A 15,807-nucleotide genomic window follows, 5' to 3' on the forward strand; every position below is an offset into this window, starting at 1 on the left:
TCTTTTTCGCGCTGGGCATCTTTTAGCCGATTGGCCCGATGCAATCCAGTGGTGGCGGCAGATTATGCCCGATGCACTCGATTCAAAGGGTTACAGCTTCCATCCCCTAGGTTGCAAGGAGCGTCACCACCATGAACGTACGACAGAGCCTTCGCTCAAGCTGGCCCGTGATGGCATTGCTGCTGCTCGGCAGCCTGCTCAGCGGCTGCGGGATCAACAACATCCCGACCCTCGACGAACAGGCCAAGGCGGCCTGGGGTCAGGTCCAGAACCAGTACCAGCGTCGCGCCGACCTGATCCCCAACCTGGTGGAAACGGTCAAGGGCTACGCCAAGCACGAACAGGAGACCCTGACCGCGGTGATCGAGGCGCGGGCCAAGGCGACGTCGATCCAGGTCGATGCCAGCACCCTGGACAACCCGGAAAAACTCAAGCAGTTCCAGCAGGCCCAGGACCAGCTGACCGGCGCCTTGAGCCGTTTGATGGTGGTGTCCGAGCGGTATCCGGACCTCAAGGCCAACCAGAACTTCCTGGCCCTGCAGTCGCAGCTCGAAGGCACCGAGAACCGCATCGCCGTGGCGCGTCGCGATTTCATCCTCGCGGTGCAGAAGTACAACACCGAGATCCGTACCTTCCCCGGCCGCCTGTGGCACAGCGTGATGTACAGCAACCTGCCGGTACGCGAGACCTTCGAGGCCACCAGCCCCGACGCCGACAAAGCGCCGCAAGTGAAGTTCTGATCAGCAGCGGCTACCCGCGGATCGTGCGAGCGACCGCGGGATCCGCCCCGGCGTTACCACGGATGAGGTTCCAATGCGCGTGTTGAGAGTGGGTGTGGTGCTGTTGCTCTGGGTGTTGGCGATAACGGCCCAGGCCGAGCTGAAGTTCCCGGCGCTGAGCGGGCGGGTGGTGGACAACGCCCAGATGATCGAGCCGGCGGTGCGCCAGCAACTGACCCAGGAGCTGGCCTCCCACGAACAGTCCACCGGCGAGCAGGTGGTGGTCGTGACCCTGCCGGACCTGCAAGGCACCAGCATCGAGGACTTCGGCTATCAGCTGGGGCGCTACTGGGGCATCGGCCAGAAGGACAAGAACAATGGCGCCTTGTTGATCGTCGCCCGCGATGATCGCAAGCTGCGCATCGAAGTCGGTTACGGCCTGGAAGATCGCCTGACCGACGCGCAAAGTTCGGTGATCATCAACCAGGTCATCACCCCGGCCTTCAAGGCCGGCCATTTCAGCAAGGGCATCAGCGATGGCGTGTCGGCCATGCTGCTGGTGCTGGGCGGCAATCCACTGGACGAACCGAGCGCTGCCTATGACGGTGGCGGCGAGCGCGGCAGTGAGTTTTTCGAGCGGCATCCCGGCGCGCTGGTGTTCCTGGTGCTGCTGTTTATCGTGACGATCTTCGTCTGCCAGTTGCTTGGCATCCTGCCCAGCGGTGGCGGCGGGCGTGGCGGTTCCGGAGGTTTTGGCGGGGGTGGTTTTGGCGGCGGAGGCGGTGGGGGCTTCAGCGGCGGCGGTGGTAGTTTTGGCGGCGGCGGATCGTCAGGCGGCTGGTGACTAACAATAATCGATGAGTATGGGAAGACATGGCACTACTGAGTGAGTACGAACAACGGCAGGTCGCCGAGGCGATCGCCCGGGTCGAACAGCAGACCGATGCCGAACTGGTCACCGTGCTGGCCGCCCGCGCCGACGACTACGCCTATATCCCGTTGCTCTGGGCCAGCCTGCTGGCGCTGATCGTGCCGGGCGTGGTGCATTACGCCACCGGCTGGATGAGCATGCACCTGTTGCTGCTGGTGCAGTGGGCGACCTTTATCGTGCTCTGCCTGGTGTTCCGCATTCCGCGGATCACCACCCGCCTGATTCCGCGTTCGGTACGCCACTGGCGCGCCTCGAACCTGGCCCGCCGCCAGTTTCTCGAACAGAACCTGCACCACACCGTCGGTAGCACCGGGATGCTGATCTTCGTCTGCGAAGCCGAGCGTTATGTGGAGATCCTGGTGGACGAGGGCATTTCCAGGCGCCTCGACGACAAGACCTGGGACGCCATTGTCCAGGCCTTCACCCAGCAGGTGAAGCAGGGGCAGACCCTGCAAGGCTTCATCAACTGCATCGAGGCCTGCGGCGAACTGCTCAAGGTGCATGTGCCGGTGACCCATGTGCGCAACGAACTGCCCAACCGCCTGGTGGTCCTGGCCTGATTTCCCTCGTCCCTGTAGCCGCTGCCGCAGGCTGCGCCAGGTCCGCAGGACCTCCAGCGATCTCGAGAGCGCCACGGCCTTTCGGCCGATCGCAGCCTTCGGCAGCGGCTACAGGAGGCCCCATCGCCTGGAATTCTGCGCCGCCGGGTAAATAACTCCGTGCCCCGGCGGGCCATCCCCCCTAAAATACCCGCCATTCCCCGATTCACACCCCGCATCGCCCGAGGCACCTTTTACATGTCCGCAACCGCAACCCCCGCCAGCCTCGCGCCGGATCATCACGCCCAGTTTCTCGAATTGCTGGAAACCAGCCTGGCGCAGAACGCCTTTATCAAACTGGTGCTGGCCAAGCATGTGGGGGCCGAGGCGGATTTGCAGCGGCTAATCATCAAGCAGCTGACGGTCAAGGAGCAGCCGTGCCTGTCCTTCGTCTACCGCTACAAGACCCGCGACATCACCAAGAATTTCCCCCTCGATGAAGGCGTGGCGCTGATCGCCGGGCTGCTGCCGGCGTCGTTCAAGAACGCGCACTTGCTGTCGCTCACCGATGAAGTGCAGCTCGAATACAGCAAGAAGGGCAAGAGTTCGCTGTTCAAGGGCAAGGCCCAGCAGCAGCGCGAAGTGCCGTCCGCCGAGCACAACCGCGAGAAGAATCGCTACCTGGAGCTGAGCCGGCCGTTCCTCACCGACCTGGGGGTGACCAACAAGCAGCACGAACTGATCCCGGCGATGTCGCGCAAGTGGAAGCAGATCAACAAGTTCATCGAGGTCTTCAGCCATGCGCTGAGTTCGTCGCCGATCGACCTGCAACAGCCGGTGCGGGTGGCGGACTTCGGCTCCGGCAAGGGCTACCTGACCTTCGCCATCCACGACTACCTGTGCAACACCTTGCAGGCGCAAGGGCAGGTGACCGGCGTGGAGCTGCGCGAAGACATGGTAACCCTGTGCAACGCCGCGGCGGCGCGCCTGGACCATCAGGGCCTGGAGTTCAAATGCGGCGACGTGCGCAGCGTGGCGCCGAGCGAGCTGGACGTGATGATCGCCCTGCATGCCTGCGATATCGCCACCGACTACGCGATCCATACCGGCATTCGTTCCGGCGCGGCGATCATCATGTGCTCGCCGTGCTGCCACAAGCAGATCCGCCCGCAGATGCAGAGCCCGGCGCTGCTCAAGCCGATGCTGCAATACGGCCTGCACCTGGGCCAGCAGGCGGAGATGGTCACCGACAGCCTGCGCGCGCTGTTCCTCGAAGCCTGCGGCTACGAGACCAAGGTCTTTGAGTTCATCTCCCTGGAACACACCAACAAGAACAAGATGATCCTCGCGGTCAAGCGCGCCGAGCCCCAGGACCCAACCCAACTGCTGGCGAAGATCGGCGAGCTCAAGGCGTTCTACCACATCAGCGAGCACTGCCTGGAAACCCTGCTGCGGGCTGACGGCTACCTGGGCTGATCACGCTCCTGTAGCCGCTGCCGCAGGCTGCGAACGACGGCGCAGCCGGCGCAAGGGCGGCCCCCACCCCATCGCGCAGATGCACCGCGGTGCCTGGTTTTGCGGCCCCTGCGGTGCCGATCGCAGCCTGCGGCAGCTTCTGTAGGAGCGAAGCTCGCTCGCGATGAACGATGACACGATGTACGGATACGTTGCAGGCGTAGTACCGGGTTATTACCCGGCCCCGCGGATAGGGACTACCTTGAATACTCCTGTTTTCCCTTGAAGAGGAGTCATCTCCATGGCCGCGAAAAAAATCCTCATGCTGGTCGGCGATTACGTCGAGGACTACGAAGTGATGGTGCCGTTCCAGGCGCTGCTGATGGTTGGCCACACCGTGCATGTGGTGTGCCCGGACAAAAAGGCCGGGCAGACCGTGCGCACCGCGATCCACGACTTCGAAGGCGACCAGACCTACAGCGAAAAACCGGGCCATCAGTTCGCCCTGAATTTTGACTTCGCCAAGGTCGAGGCCGCCGATTACGACGCGCTGCTGATCCCCGGCGGTCGCGCCCCGGAATACCTGCGGTTGAACGAAAAAGTCCTGCAACTGGTGCAAGCCTTCGACCAGGCCGGCAAGCCGATCGCCGCCGTCTGCCACGGCGCTCAGCTGCTGGCCGCGGCGGGCATTCTCGAAGGCCGCGAGTGCAGCGCCTACCCGGCCTGTGCCCCGGAAGTGCGCCTGGCCGGCGGTACCTACATCGATATTCCCGTGACGGACAGCCACGTCCAAGGCAATCTGGCGACGGCCCCGGCCTGGCCGGCGCACCCCAGCTGGCTGGCTGGTTTCCTCGGCCTGCTGGGCACCAAAATCACGCTGTAAACGGATAACTTGCCGGCGCTGCTTTTCTGTCAGGAAGCAGCGCCATCGTCCTACCTCCAACCGAGGAGCGCCCAGCATGTGCGAGCTCTACGTCAAAGCCGACCCGATCCTCTACGAGTCCCGCTCGCGCTCGCTGCGCATCTGCGGGGTGGTCACCACCCTGCGCCTGGAAAACCAGTTCTGGGACATCCTCAGCGAAATCGCCGAGGTCGATGGCATGACCACCAACCAGCTGATCGCCAAGCTCTACGAAGAGGTGATGGACTACCGCGGCGAAGTGGTGAATTTCGCCTCGTTCCTGCGGGTCAGCTGCACCCGCTACCTGAGCCAGCGCCGCAGCGCCACGCCGGAACTCAGCGTGGTGCGCAGCGCCACCCAATAACCCCCGCACCCTGTAGCCTGTAGCCGCTGCCGAGCCTGCGAGGCTGCGATCGCCCGCGTAGCGGGCGTCAAACCAGACAACACCCTACCCGTAGGAGCGAAGCTTGCTCGCGATGTCCCGGACAGCGCCACATGGGCCACTGAGCAGGCGGCATCGTTCCAGACATACCGCGTCGCCAGGTTTTACGGGGCTGCGCCCCGATCGCAGCCTCGCAGGCTCGGCAGCGGCTACAGGATTCGTTTCATATCAGGAGGTCGGGCGGGTGCCGTCGAGCAGGGCGTCCACCACTGCGCGGGCCATTTCCACCGAATGCACCATGGACCAGATCAGCCCGCGCTCGATACCGCTGGCGCGTTCGGTGATTTCATCGGACACCTCTTCGGCACATTTGAGCAGCAGGGACACGTGCATCAGTGCGTCTTCGGCATTGACGCCGGGCTGCACGGCGAACAGCGGATGGCCCTGGCCGTCGCGCAGGCCGAAGGGGCGGCGGCGAGTGCCTTGCAAGGTGGCGATCAGGCTGGCGTTGGCGCGATCCAGTTCCGGGTCGCGCAGTTTACGAGGAGATTGCAGGGGTGGATCGGGGACGAGCTTTTTCATGTGTGTCACTCACTCAGTAGTTCCTAGGACTGCCAAGCTCACTTCCACATGAGGGGTGGCAGTTGTGCGTGGGTGTGGAAGACCGGGACTGAGTAACCCGGCACACCCGAAGGTGTCCCGCGCACAACCGCCATAAAAGGCGCCGTCGACGAAAATACGTCGACGCCTGCTTACGAGCGCTCATGCTTACTCAGGACCGAACTTCCACATCCGGGCCGCTGATTTTGCAGCGACCCAGGCAGACTGCCTGATCGGTTTGAGGGGTACAAGGCGCTCAAAGGCGTTGAGGATTTTCTAGGAAATACCTTACAAAACAAAGCGAAACTTCTTCTCCGCCCAGCACCTCTCCCTGACCAATACCTGTAGCCGCTGCCGAGCCTGCGAGGCTGCGATAGGTCCGCAGGACCTCAGACGGTCGCAAGATCGCCGCGCCCCTTCGGGTCGATCGCAGCCTCGCAGGCTCGGCAGCGGCTACAGGGGTTACAGGGGTTACAGGGGTAGCGCCCCCGGCTCAGAAGAACCGGGTCACGCTGATCTTGGCGTTACGCCCCAGGCTTGAGGCGTTTTCGCCGCTCAGGGGCGGGCGGTAATCGCGGTTGAACATGTTGTCCAGGGTGAAGTTGACTTCCGTGCCCTTGAGGTACGGCTGCTGCGGTTTCCAGTTGGCGAACAGGCCCTGCACGTTGTAGCGGTCGTTCTCGTACTGGTCCCAGTAGGAGTCGCCCAAGGCGCTGGCCGGGCCGCTCGGGTAGACGTCGCTCGGCACGCGGTCGGTCTGGCGTACCCACTGGCCCTGCCAACCCACTTGCGCATCCCACTGCGGGATTTTCACCCCCAGGGTGGCGACCCACTTGCGCGGCGGAATGTCCCGCGCCCAGACATTCGGCCCCCAGGGGTTGGTGTAGGCGCCTTCATGCTTGCCGGTGATCCAGGAGTAGGACAGCGAGCCGAACAGGTAGGTCGAATCGTAGAAGCTCTCGACCTCGAAACCCTTGATGGTCAGGTCGCCGATATTGCGGTAGACCCCGATCGTCGGCTGGTTGCACACCTGGCCAATGCTCTTGCCGCCGCTCAGTTGCTCGGGGCAGCCGATCCCCAGGTTCTTCATGATTTCGTCTTTGATCTGGTTGCGGAACACCGTGGTGCGGATTTGCAGGCTATCGGCATCGCTGAACACATTGGCGAAGCTGGTGATATTACCGGCGCGCAACGCGGTGATGCGCTCCGGATCGAGGTCGCGGCTGGTGGCCGAGCGGGTGGTGCCCGGCGCCTGGACTTCGTACTGCTCGTCGATCACTGGCGCGCGCCAGGTCTTGCTGTAGTCGGCGAACAGGGCGAATTGCGGGGTGACCGTCCAGAACGCCGACAGCCGTGGCGACCAGCCGGTGTAGGTCTTGTCGCCATAGTCGTGGCCGACCACCGGGTCGGGGCTGTTGTAGATCGGCGCGTCGTTTTTCTGCCCACGGTTGCGCACATGGTCGTAGCGCAGGGATGGGGTCAGGGTGAAGTCGCCCAGGGTGATGGCGTCCTGGATATAGAAGGCGTTGTTATCGACCTTGCCATGGGGCATGAAGCCCGGTTGGTAATGCCCGTTGTTGTACTTGGGCACCTCATAGGTCTTGCCCGGCATCCACATGTCCACCTCGCGGGTGTGCTTGCGGATCTGGATGCCATGAGTCAGGGCATGTTCCAGCGGGCCGGTGTTGAAGCGGCTGGTGTTTTTCAGCGAGAGGATCCTGTCCTCGTAACCCACGGTGATCTTGCGGCCACCGGAGGCGGGCTGGGTGTAGGCGTTCGGGCCACGCTCGTCGGTCTGGTTGGTCTTGGAATCGGAGTACTTGGCCTCGAAGTCGATCCACGGGTTGTCCAGCGGTGTGTACTGGTACTTGGCCTGTCAGGTGGTGTCGATGGTATTGCGCTGGGCCAGGAAGCGCCGGGTGGCGCCGTCGTAGCCGTACTTGTCGATATCGTTCTGGGTCGGCGGCGTCGGGTAGCTCTTGGCCGAGAAGGGCGCCCAGATATCGCTGTTGGAACGCATATAGCTGAAGCCCAGGCGGTGTTCGTCGGTCAGCTGCATGTTCAGCTTGAACAGCTCGCCGTCCAGGTCCTGGGCGGTGTTGGGCAGGCGCTTGGGGTTGATCGGGTAGGCGTTGCGCGGGTCCGGCTGGACGCTGGCCAGTTTCATGTCGTCGCCGTCGCGCTTGGTCCAGTAGGCCAGGGCATCGAAACGCCGGTCCTCGGTGCGCCCGTACACCGCGCCGGTGTAGGCCTGCTCATGGCTGTTGCTGCTGTAGCCGTACTTGAGCATGGCGCCGCTGTCGCGGCCTTCCTGCAGCAGGTCGGGGGCGTCCTTGGTCTCCATGTGCACGGTGCCGCCGAAACCGCCGTTGCCGGTCTCGGGCGAGTGCGGACCCTTTTCCACTTCGATGCGCTTGATCAGTTCCGGCTCGATGAAGATCGAGCCCTGCTGGTAGCGTTCGAAGCCGCTCTTGGTCGCGCCGTCGACGCTCATCGGCACGTCTTCGGCGTCGCCCAGGCCCCAGATGTTGATGGTCTGGCCGCCGGGCTTGAGCGAGCCGCCGAGGCTGACGCCGGGCAGGGTGGCGATCAGGCTGGGAATGTTGGTGGCCTGGTGGCGATCGATCTCGGCCTGGTTCAGGGTCGAGCGGCCGACCGTGGCGGAGTCCACTTCCAGGCCGCTGCCGATCACGCTCATGGCCCCCAGCTGCAGCGCCGAACTGCGGGTGCTGCTGTTTTCCGCGGGGCGCACCACGTAGGTCTGGTCGACCTTGACCAGGCTGAACTCGCTGCCGCCCAGCAGTTGCCGGATCGCCGCCTCGGGGCTGAAATCGCCCTTCAGCGCCGGGGCCTTCACGTTGCGCAGCAACTCTTCGTCGAACAGCAACTGGATCTTCGCCTGCTGCGCCACCTGGCTCAGCGAGGCCGCCAGCGGTTGGGCGGGCAGGGCAAAGTTGAACGATTCGACTTGAGCCTGGGCCTGGGCCTGCAGGCTGAACGCCAGGCAGGTGGCGAGCAGGGTCGGACGCGAACAGATGAGCTGCAAGTGATAAGGCGCGCGAAACATGAAATCCCCCGGAGCGGCGACAAAGGCCAGAAAAGGTGTGCGTAAAACAACGCAGACCGGAGGAAGACGCGTCAGCAAAATAAAACCTCATATGCGAATGCAAAATATTCGCATATGGGTTTCAGCGTCGGGCTTCGATACGCACGCGGCCGTCGGCCAGGGCCACGGTTTTCACCGGGATCAGCGCCGGCAGGGCCTTGATCAGGGCGTCCGGATCCCGCACATCGAGGTTGCCCGAGACCTTGAAGTTGCCCAGCGCGCCATCGGCCAGCAACACCGGCTGGCGGCGATAGAGGTTCAGCTCGTCCACCAGGCTGGCCAGGTCGCGATTGCGAAAGGCCAGGTGGCCGCCGCGCCAGTCGGCGACCTCAGCGACGTTCACCGCCTGTTCCCGCAGGGTGCCGCTGGCGTAGTCATAGATGCCGCGCTGGCGGGCGCCGAGCAGCAGCGAATCGGGCTTCTGCGTATCGGGAACGAACGCCACCTGGCCATGGGCGACGCTGACCACCAGTTGTTTCTCGCCGCGTCGCACATCGAAGCCAGTGCCGACCACCCGCACCCGGGCGTTGCCTGCATGCACCCACAGCGGCCGTTCCTTGTCGGCGGCGACTTCCAGGTACAGCTGGCCCTGGTCCAGGTAGAGGTTGCGCTGCTGCGCGGTGAAGTCGATGCGCAGGCGAGTGTTGGCGTTGACGTACAGGGTGCTGCCATCGGGCAGGTTGAAGCTGCGCATGCCCGTGCTCTGGGCGGCGATCTGTTGCGAATGGATCGCCGGCGGGGCGCCCAGCTCGATGGCCAGCAGCGCGCAGACCAACGCGGCGGCGACCGCCAGGGCCGGGCGCCAGCGCGGCTTTTTGCGCACTGGCAGCGGCGTCGGTCGGTTCAGTGGTTCGAGTTCGGCCAGGTCGGCCCACAAGTGTTCGAACTCGGCGTAGGCCCGGGCATGGGCCGGTTCGCTGGACCAGGTCTTGAAAGCGTCGCGGGTGGCCTGGCTGTGATCGTCGCGATTGCGAGTGAACCAGCCGGCCGCCTGGGCATCGATGCTGTCGATCGGGTGCTCGTGCTCATGTTGAGGGTCGCGGGGGCGGGTCATTGGGCTTGCTCCTTGCCGTGTTCCTGTTCCAGGCGCTGCTTGCAGTGCAGCAGGGCAAAGGCGATGTGTTTTTCCACCATGCTCAGGGAGATGCCCATGCGTTCGGCGATCTGCGCCTGGCTCAGGCCTTCGAAGCGGTGCAGCATAAGGGCTTCGCGGCGGCGCGGCGAGAGTTCGGCGAGCACGCTCTTCAAGCGCTCCAGGCGTTGCAGGCGCTGGGCCGCGGGCAGTGGCTCGTGATGTTCATCGGCCAGTGGCTCGGGTTCTACTGCATGCGGTTCGTGGTGCACCTTGTGCCTGACCTTCTGCCGGCGCCAGTGATCGCGCAGCAGGTTGCGCGCCATCTGGAACAGAAAGGCGCGGGGTTGTTCGACCTTGGCCCGGTCACGGTAGTCGAGCCATTGGGTGAAGACGTCCTGGGTCATGTCCGCCGCATCGCTGGCGTTGTCCGTGCGTTTACGCAGGTAATGCAGGATGTCTGCATAGAACCCGCGGACGGGGTCCGCCGAGGTGGGGTCGGGCTTGAAGCGAGACATGAAAATCCTTCGCAAGGGCTGCCGGGCAGAAAGGTCGCGAATGATATCGAGAATTATTACTATTTGTCTGCATGAGTTTCGCGTCATGAACCGGATGCGGTTTTTCCTGTCTGATGCTGCGTGCCTCAGCAACACACCCCAAAACGCTGGTAAACCGGCAAAGACAGGCTTTAATCCGAAGTGCATTCGCATCTTTGGACACTCAGGAGCAGGACCATGGCTGGATGGTATGAATTAAGCAAAAGCAGTGACGGGCAGTTCCGCTTCGTTCTCAAGGCTGGCAATGCTGAAACCATTTTGACGAGTGAGTTGTACGCTTCCCGCGGCGCCGCCGAAAACGGCATCGCTTCGGTGCAGACCAACAGTCCCAACGAGGCCCGCTACGCCAAGGAAGTCTCCAAGGACGGCAAACCTTATTTCAACCTCAAGGCCGCGAACCACCAGATCATCGGCAATAGCCAGCGCTATTCGTCCGAGGCGGCGCGCGACGCGGGCATTGCCAGCGTGCAGACCAACGGTCCGAGCACGACCATCAAAGACAAGACCGCCTGACGTTCTGCATTGAAACAAAAAAGCCCGACAGGACAACCTGTCGGGCTTTTTGTTGGGCGCTGTCCCGTGCTGTAGGGGGGGAGGCGGGACGTTTAGCGCACTGCGTTCAACATGGCCTGCAACTGATTGCGCCCGGCTTCACCCAGCGGGAACACCGGCAGGCGCGGGTCGCCGACCTGCAGACCGGTCATGTTCAACCCGGCCTTGATGGTGGTCGGCAGGCCGCCCTTGAGGATGAAGTCGAGCACCGGCAACTGGCGGTAGAACAATTCGCGCGCGCGCTCCAGGTCGTTGTCCAGCACCGCCTGGTACAGGTCCAGGTTGAGCTGCGGGATCAGGTTCGCCGCGGCGGTGCACCAGCCCTTGGCGCCGGCGGCGAAGGCTTCCAGGGCCAGCGGGTTGCAACCGTTGTAGAACGGCACCTGGCCTTCGCCCAGCAGTTGCAGCTTGTGCATGCGCTGGATGTCGCCGGTGCTCTCCTTGACCATGGTCACGTTTTCCACCGCATGGAAGATCCGCAGGATCAGCTCCACCGACATGTCGGTGCCGCTGGTGGCCGGGTTGTTGTAGAGCATGATCGGCACGCCGACGCTGTCGCCGATGGCGCGGTAGTGGGCGAGGATCTCGGCTTCGCTGAGCTTCCAGTAGGACGTCGGCAGGACCATCACCGCATCGGCGCCCTTGGCCTCGGCAAACCGCGCGCGGCGCACGGCCTTGGCGGTGGTCAGGTCGGACACGCTGACGATGGTCGGCACGCGCCTGGCGATGTGGCGGATGCTGAATTCGGCGACCTGGTCCCACTCGGCGTCGCTCAGGTAAGCGCCTTCGCCAGTGCTGCCCAGGGGCGCGATGGCCTGCACGCCGCTGTCGATCAGGCGATCGATGGAACGGCCGAGGGTGTCCAGGTCCAGTTGCTCACCGTTGGCGGTGAACGGGGTGATGGTGTAGCCGATGATGCCGTGAATGTTGGCGTTCGACATGGCGACGCTCCTTTAATGAATGAGGGGATTTCAGTTCAGGCAATCGGCGTGTTGCTTGAGGTTCTGCCGAGCGTAGTAGTTGAAGGCGGCGGCGTGACGCTTGGGCTTGGAGATCCAGTCATGGGCCTCGCGGCCGAGCTCCGGCAGGATCGGCTTGATGGTGCCGGCGGCCATGGCCAGCAACTGCAGCTTGGCGGCGCGCTCGATCAGTTGGGCGATCACGCAGGCTTCTTCGATGCTGGCGCCGGTGGACAGCTGGCCGTGGTGCGAGAGCAGGATGGCGCGCTTGTCGCCCAGGGCCGCGGAGATGATCTCGCCTTCTTCGTTACCCACCGGCACGCCCGGCCAGGCCTCGAGAAAGGCGCAGTCGTCGTACAGCGGGCACAGGTCCATGTGGGAAACTTCCAGCGGCACTTCGATCATCGACAACGCGGCGACGTGGGTCGGGTGGGTGTGGATGATGCAATTCACGTCGGGGCGGGCGCGGTACACCCAACTGTGGAAACGGTTGGCCGGGTTGGGCATGCCGTGGCCTTCGAGCACTTCCAGGTCTTCGTTGACCAGCAGCAGGTTGCCCGCGGTGATCTCGTCGAAACCCAGGCCCAGTTGCTGGGTGTAGTAAGTGCCCGGCTGCGGGCCACGGGCGGTGATCTGCCCGGCAAGACCGGAGTCGTGACCGTTCTCGAACAGGATGCGGCAGGTCAGGGCCAGCTTTTGCCGGTCGGTCCACGTATTATCCGCCAGGGTGTTTTGCATCTGGGTCAGGGCTTGCCTGACCAGTTGCTCTTTGGGTAGTGCTAATGTCTTGGCCATGTCGGTGTCCTTGGGTCGTTGCAATGGACGTCGGATTTGCCAGCTCCCGCTGCTCGCAAGGTCGTTGGGTGAAAGCAAATGACACTAAAGAGGCTATATGACACTTTGTGTCATTGGCAAGGACAAATCGTCGCCTCCTTGATGGGTTAACCGTTCTACATGTCTATCCGTTTGAAATTATTGAGAAAAAAACTTGGCGTGACGCTGGAGGCCCTGGCCGAGAAATCCGGCATGACCAAGAGTTACCTGTCGAAAGTCGAGCGCGGCCTGAACACGCCCTCGATCGCCGCGGCGTTGAAACTGGCCAGGGCGTTGAACGTGAACGTCGAGGAGCTGTTCGCCGAAGACAAGGTCAGCCTGGACAGCTACAGCCTGGTGCGCAGCGACGAACGCCAGTCGTTGGCGGCCAACGACCAGGCGCCGGGTTATGCGGTGCTGGCGCATCAGGTCAGCGAGCGCAGCCTGCTGCCGTTCATCATCTACCCGCCCAGCGAGTTCACCGACAAGAGCTTCAAGGAACACCTGGGGGAGGAGTTCCTGTTTGTCCACGAAGGGCAGGTGGAAGTGGATTTCATGAACGAGCGGGTGATCCTCAACCGGGGCGACGCGCTGCACTTCAACGCGCAGAAACCCCACCGCCTGCGCTCGGTGGGCGAGGTGCAGGCGCAGTTGCTGGTGGTGGTGCACAGCGGCGAGGAGTGATGTGCTTGTAGCCGCTGCCGCAGGCTGCGATCGACCCCGAAGGGGGCGCAAGGCCTTGAGATCGCTGAAGGCCTTCGGCCTTATCGCAGCCTGCGGCAGCGGCTACAGGTCAGAGTAGACATCACGGCCGCGGGCCGATCTTTCAGCGTTCGACCGGCACCGACAGCGCAGGATCGCCCAGCGCATGGCTCTTCGAATCGAAGAAGCGCAGCGTCACTTCCATCCCCGCGAACAGCTTGGCGTAGCGCCGCTTCTGGTTCTGGATGAAGGCCTTGCTGCGCGGCTGGATCGAGATCGCCAGGGTCCGCACTTTGGACTGGCGGATGGCACTCACCAGGTGGCTGTCCTGGGAGCCGAGGTCGTGGCCGAAGATGCACAGCGCGTCGCTGTGATTCAGCAACTGCTGGTAGCAGAACGACAGGTAGTCGCTGCCGCGAATGGTCTTGAGCTTGTCCGCCACCGGGCCTTCGCTGACGAACAGCGGCACATCGTCGAGGGTCTTGAGGGTGTTGTTGATGGCGAAGTTGCCCAGCAGCGTGCCCTCGGTGGAACCCAGCTTGCGCGCGGTGCCGTCCTGGTTGCGCACCAGGTGCAGGCCACCGTGCAGGTACAGCACGCGGGTCTGTTCGCTGGTGGTCTGGCTGATGTCGAAGCTCGGGTCGGCGCCCTGGAACAGGTCGTCGATGCCCTGGGCATCGTGCTGGATCGCCCAGTAGTTGAGCAGGTCGTAGTTGCTGGTGAACACCGTGCGGTAGCGGCGCAGTTCCTGGTTGATCTGCGACAGCGTCGCCGGCCGCACCAGGCGCCACGGAATGTGCACCGCGTGCACGGTATTGATCAGCGCTTCCTTGATCGCGTAGTAGCGATTGCGCGGCGCCGCGGAGCTGACGGCCAGGGCTTTGTTGACCCGGCTGGTGGTCTTCAGCGCCCCCAGCACCTGCTCGAAACTGCGGGTCTGCAGGGCGTCGAACACGCTCAGTTCGGAGGGGCTCAGGGGCTTTTCCTCGACAGTACGGGCGTTCTCGAACAGCGAGTCGTAGGCGAAGTCTTCCCACACCGCGCGGCTGGCGCCGTTGCCGATCAGCAGGCCGGCGATCGGCGTGCTGGCGCGCAAGGCGTTCCAGTCTTCAAGGTCGGCATCAAATTCCTGGAAATCCATCATCGCGGTTCGTCGTCTCAAGGCAGAAGGTGTACAGGGCGCCGACTTTATCACGACCGACCCTTGAGCCAGATCAACAACGCGCGTGACCGATGGGTCGATCCTGTGCGCATTTGTCGGATCGGCACGGCTGATCCAATCCCAGCCTGGAGGACGCGCCATGAGCAGCACTTTTTTCATTCCCGCCGTGAACATCATGGGTATCGACTGTCTCGACGAGGCCATGGTCGCGATCCGCAACTACGGTTTTCGCAAGGCGCTGATCGTCACCGACGCCGGCCTGGCCAAGGCCGGGGTGGCCGGGATGATTGCCGAGAAGCTGGCGATGCAGGACATCGATTCGGTGATCTTCGACGGCGCCAAGCCCAACCCGAGCATCGGCAACGTCGAGAAGGGCCTGGCGCAATTGCAGCAGAGCGGCTGCGACTTCGTGGTCTCCCTTGGCGGCGGTTCGCCCCATGACTGCGCCAAGGGCATCGCCCTGTGCGCCACCAATGGCGGGCATATCAGCGACTACGAGGGCGTCGACCGCTCGGCCAAGCCGCAACTGCCGCTGATCGCGATCAACACCACCGCCGGCACCGCCAGTGAAATGACCCGTTTCTGCATCATCACCGACGAGCAGCGTCACGTGAAAATGGCCATCGTCGACCGTAACGTCACGCCGCTGCTGTCGGTCAACGACCCGGCGCTGATGGTCGCCATGCCCAAGGGCCTGACCGCTGCCACCGGCATGGACGCGCTGACCCACGCGATCGAAGCCTATGTGTCCACCGCGGCCAACCCGATCACCGATGCCTGCGCGCTGAAAGCCATGACCATGATCAGCCAGAACCTGCGCCAGGCGGTGCACGACGGCAGCGACCTGGTCGCCCGGGAAAACATGGCCTACGCCCAGTTCCTCGCCGGCATGGCCTTCAACAATGCGTCGCTGGGTTTCGTGCATGCCATGGCGCACCAATTGGGCGGTTTCTACGACTTGCCCCACGGTGTGTGCAACGCCGTGCTGCTGCCCCATGTGCAGAGTTTCAATGCCATGGTCTGCGCCGGACGCCTGACCGATGTGGCCCACGCCATGGGCGCGGACATTCGCGGTTTCAGCCCGGAGGAGGGCGCGCAGGCGGCCATCAGCGCCATTCGCAGCCTGGCCCAGGATGTCGAGATCCCCAGCGGCTTGCGCGACCTGGGCGCCAAGCTGACGGACATTCCGGTCCTGGCCGCCAACGCCCTGAAAGACGCCTGCGGCCTGACCAACCCACGCACCGCCGACCAGCGCCAGATCGAGGAAATCTTCCGCAACGCGTTCTGATACCTACAGATGTTCTACCGCGCGCTCGGGCCCTTGCTATCCTGGGTGCGCCAGCGCTGGTCCCAATGC

At 63.5% G+C, this 15,807-nt stretch carries 15 protein-coding genes and 1 pseudogene; 9 read left to right on the top strand and 7 right to left on the bottom strand.

From position 1 onward, the window contains the following. Positions 1–131: 131 nt before the first annotated feature. From CRO75_RS15095 to CRO75_RS15120, 6 genes are all read left to right on the top strand, one after another. On the top strand, positions 132–740 hold the full coding sequence (locus tag CRO75_RS15095) for a LemA family protein (protein WP_062823443.1): 609 nt from the start codon (positions 132–134) through the stop codon (positions 738–740). A gap of 73 nt (positions 741–813) precedes the next feature. Beyond that, positions 814–1,563, top strand: a complete 750-nt coding sequence (locus CRO75_RS15100; protein WP_062823442.1) for a TPM domain-containing protein — start codon at positions 814–816, stop codon at positions 1,561–1,563. 29 nt (positions 1,564–1,592) lie between these two features. Further along, on the top strand, positions 1,593–2,210 hold the full coding sequence (locus CRO75_RS15105) for a TPM domain-containing protein (protein WP_085530030.1): 618 nt from the start codon (positions 1,593–1,595) through the stop codon (positions 2,208–2,210). 237 nt (positions 2,211–2,447) lie between these two features. Beyond that, complete coding sequence (locus CRO75_RS15110; protein ID WP_007927434.1) at positions 2,448–3,665, top strand: SAM-dependent methyltransferase; 1,218 nt, start codon at positions 2,448–2,450, stop codon at positions 3,663–3,665. Positions 3,666–3,945: 280 nt separating this feature from the next. Beyond that, a complete protein-coding gene (locus CRO75_RS15115) occupies positions 3,946–4,527 on the top strand; it encodes a DJ-1/PfpI family protein (protein WP_097136504.1) in 582 nt (193 codons plus the stop codon). A gap of 76 nt (positions 4,528–4,603) precedes the next feature. Then, positions 4,604–4,909 (top strand): ribbon-helix-helix domain-containing protein, encoded by a 306-nt coding sequence (locus CRO75_RS15120; RefSeq protein WP_097136505.1) that lies wholly within the window; start codon positions 4,604–4,606, stop codon positions 4,907–4,909. A gap of 246 nt (positions 4,910–5,155) precedes the next feature. Here CRO75_RS15120 and CRO75_RS15125 read toward each other — a convergent pair whose 3' ends face one another. From CRO75_RS15125 to CRO75_RS15140, 4 genes and pseudogenes are all read right to left on the bottom strand, one after another. Further along, positions 5,156–5,509 carry a DUF3077 domain-containing protein gene (locus CRO75_RS15125; RefSeq protein ID WP_007927423.1) on the bottom strand — a complete coding sequence of 118 codons (354 nt, stop codon included), beginning with the start codon at positions 5,507–5,509 and terminating at the stop codon, positions 5,156–5,158. A 511-nt stretch (positions 5,510–6,020) separates the two neighbouring features. Next, a pseudogene (locus CRO75_RS15130) lies at positions 6,021–8,594 on the bottom strand (TonB-dependent hemoglobin/transferrin/lactoferrin family receptor). Between the two features lie 121 nt (positions 8,595–8,715). Continuing rightward, on the bottom strand, positions 8,716–9,687 hold the full coding sequence (locus CRO75_RS15135) for a FecR domain-containing protein (RefSeq protein ID WP_097136507.1): 972 nt from the start codon (positions 9,685–9,687) through the stop codon (positions 8,716–8,718). Continuing rightward, on the bottom strand, positions 9,684–10,223 hold the full coding sequence (locus CRO75_RS15140) for an RNA polymerase sigma factor (RefSeq protein ID WP_097136509.1): 540 nt from the start codon (positions 10,221–10,223) through the stop codon (positions 9,684–9,686). The genes CRO75_RS15135 and CRO75_RS15140 overlap by 4 nt, the downstream gene beginning before the upstream one ends. A gap of 216 nt (positions 10,224–10,439) precedes the next feature. On the opposite strand from CRO75_RS15140, the gene CRO75_RS15145 reads away from it, so the two are divergent. After that, entirely contained in the window at positions 10,440–10,775 is a 336-nt protein-coding gene (locus CRO75_RS15145) for a YegP family protein (protein ID WP_062823436.1), read from the top strand. Positions 10,776–10,867: 92 nt separating this feature from the next. On the opposite strand, the gene CRO75_RS15150 is transcribed toward CRO75_RS15145, so the two are convergent. Beyond that, positions 10,868–11,755 carry a dihydrodipicolinate synthase family protein gene (locus CRO75_RS15150; RefSeq protein ID WP_097136510.1) on the bottom strand — a complete coding sequence of 296 codons (888 nt, stop codon included), beginning with the start codon at positions 11,753–11,755 and terminating at the stop codon, positions 10,868–10,870. A 30-nt stretch (positions 11,756–11,785) separates the two neighbouring features. After that, positions 11,786–12,568, bottom strand: coding sequence for an aldolase (locus CRO75_RS15155; protein ID WP_097136512.1), 783 nt, complete (start codon positions 12,566–12,568; stop codon positions 11,786–11,788). 159 nt (positions 12,569–12,727) lie between these two features. On the opposite strand from CRO75_RS15155, the gene CRO75_RS15160 reads away from it, so the two are divergent. Further along, complete coding sequence (locus CRO75_RS15160) at positions 12,728–13,270, top strand: XRE family transcriptional regulator (RefSeq protein WP_009042535.1); 543 nt, start codon at positions 12,728–12,730, stop codon at positions 13,268–13,270. Positions 13,271–13,412: 142 nt separating this feature from the next. Here CRO75_RS15160 and CRO75_RS15165 read toward each other — a convergent pair whose 3' ends face one another. After that, positions 13,413–14,432 (bottom strand): DUF4917 family protein, encoded by a 1,020-nt coding sequence (locus CRO75_RS15165; RefSeq protein ID WP_097136514.1) that lies wholly within the window; start codon positions 14,430–14,432, stop codon positions 13,413–13,415. 157 nt (positions 14,433–14,589) lie between these two features. On the opposite strand from CRO75_RS15165, the gene yiaY reads away from it, so the two are divergent. Next, a complete protein-coding gene (gene yiaY, locus CRO75_RS15170; protein ID WP_097136516.1) occupies positions 14,590–15,738 on the top strand; it encodes an L-threonine dehydrogenase in 1,149 nt (382 codons plus the stop codon). The last annotated feature ends 69 nt before the right edge of the window (positions 15,739–15,807 follow it).

The sequence above is a fragment of the Pseudomonas sp. LAMO17WK12:I10 genome (genome assembly GCF_900215185.1).
GTDB classification, from domain to species: domain Bacteria; phylum Pseudomonadota; class Gammaproteobacteria; order Pseudomonadales; family Pseudomonadaceae; genus Aquipseudomonas; species Aquipseudomonas chlororaphis.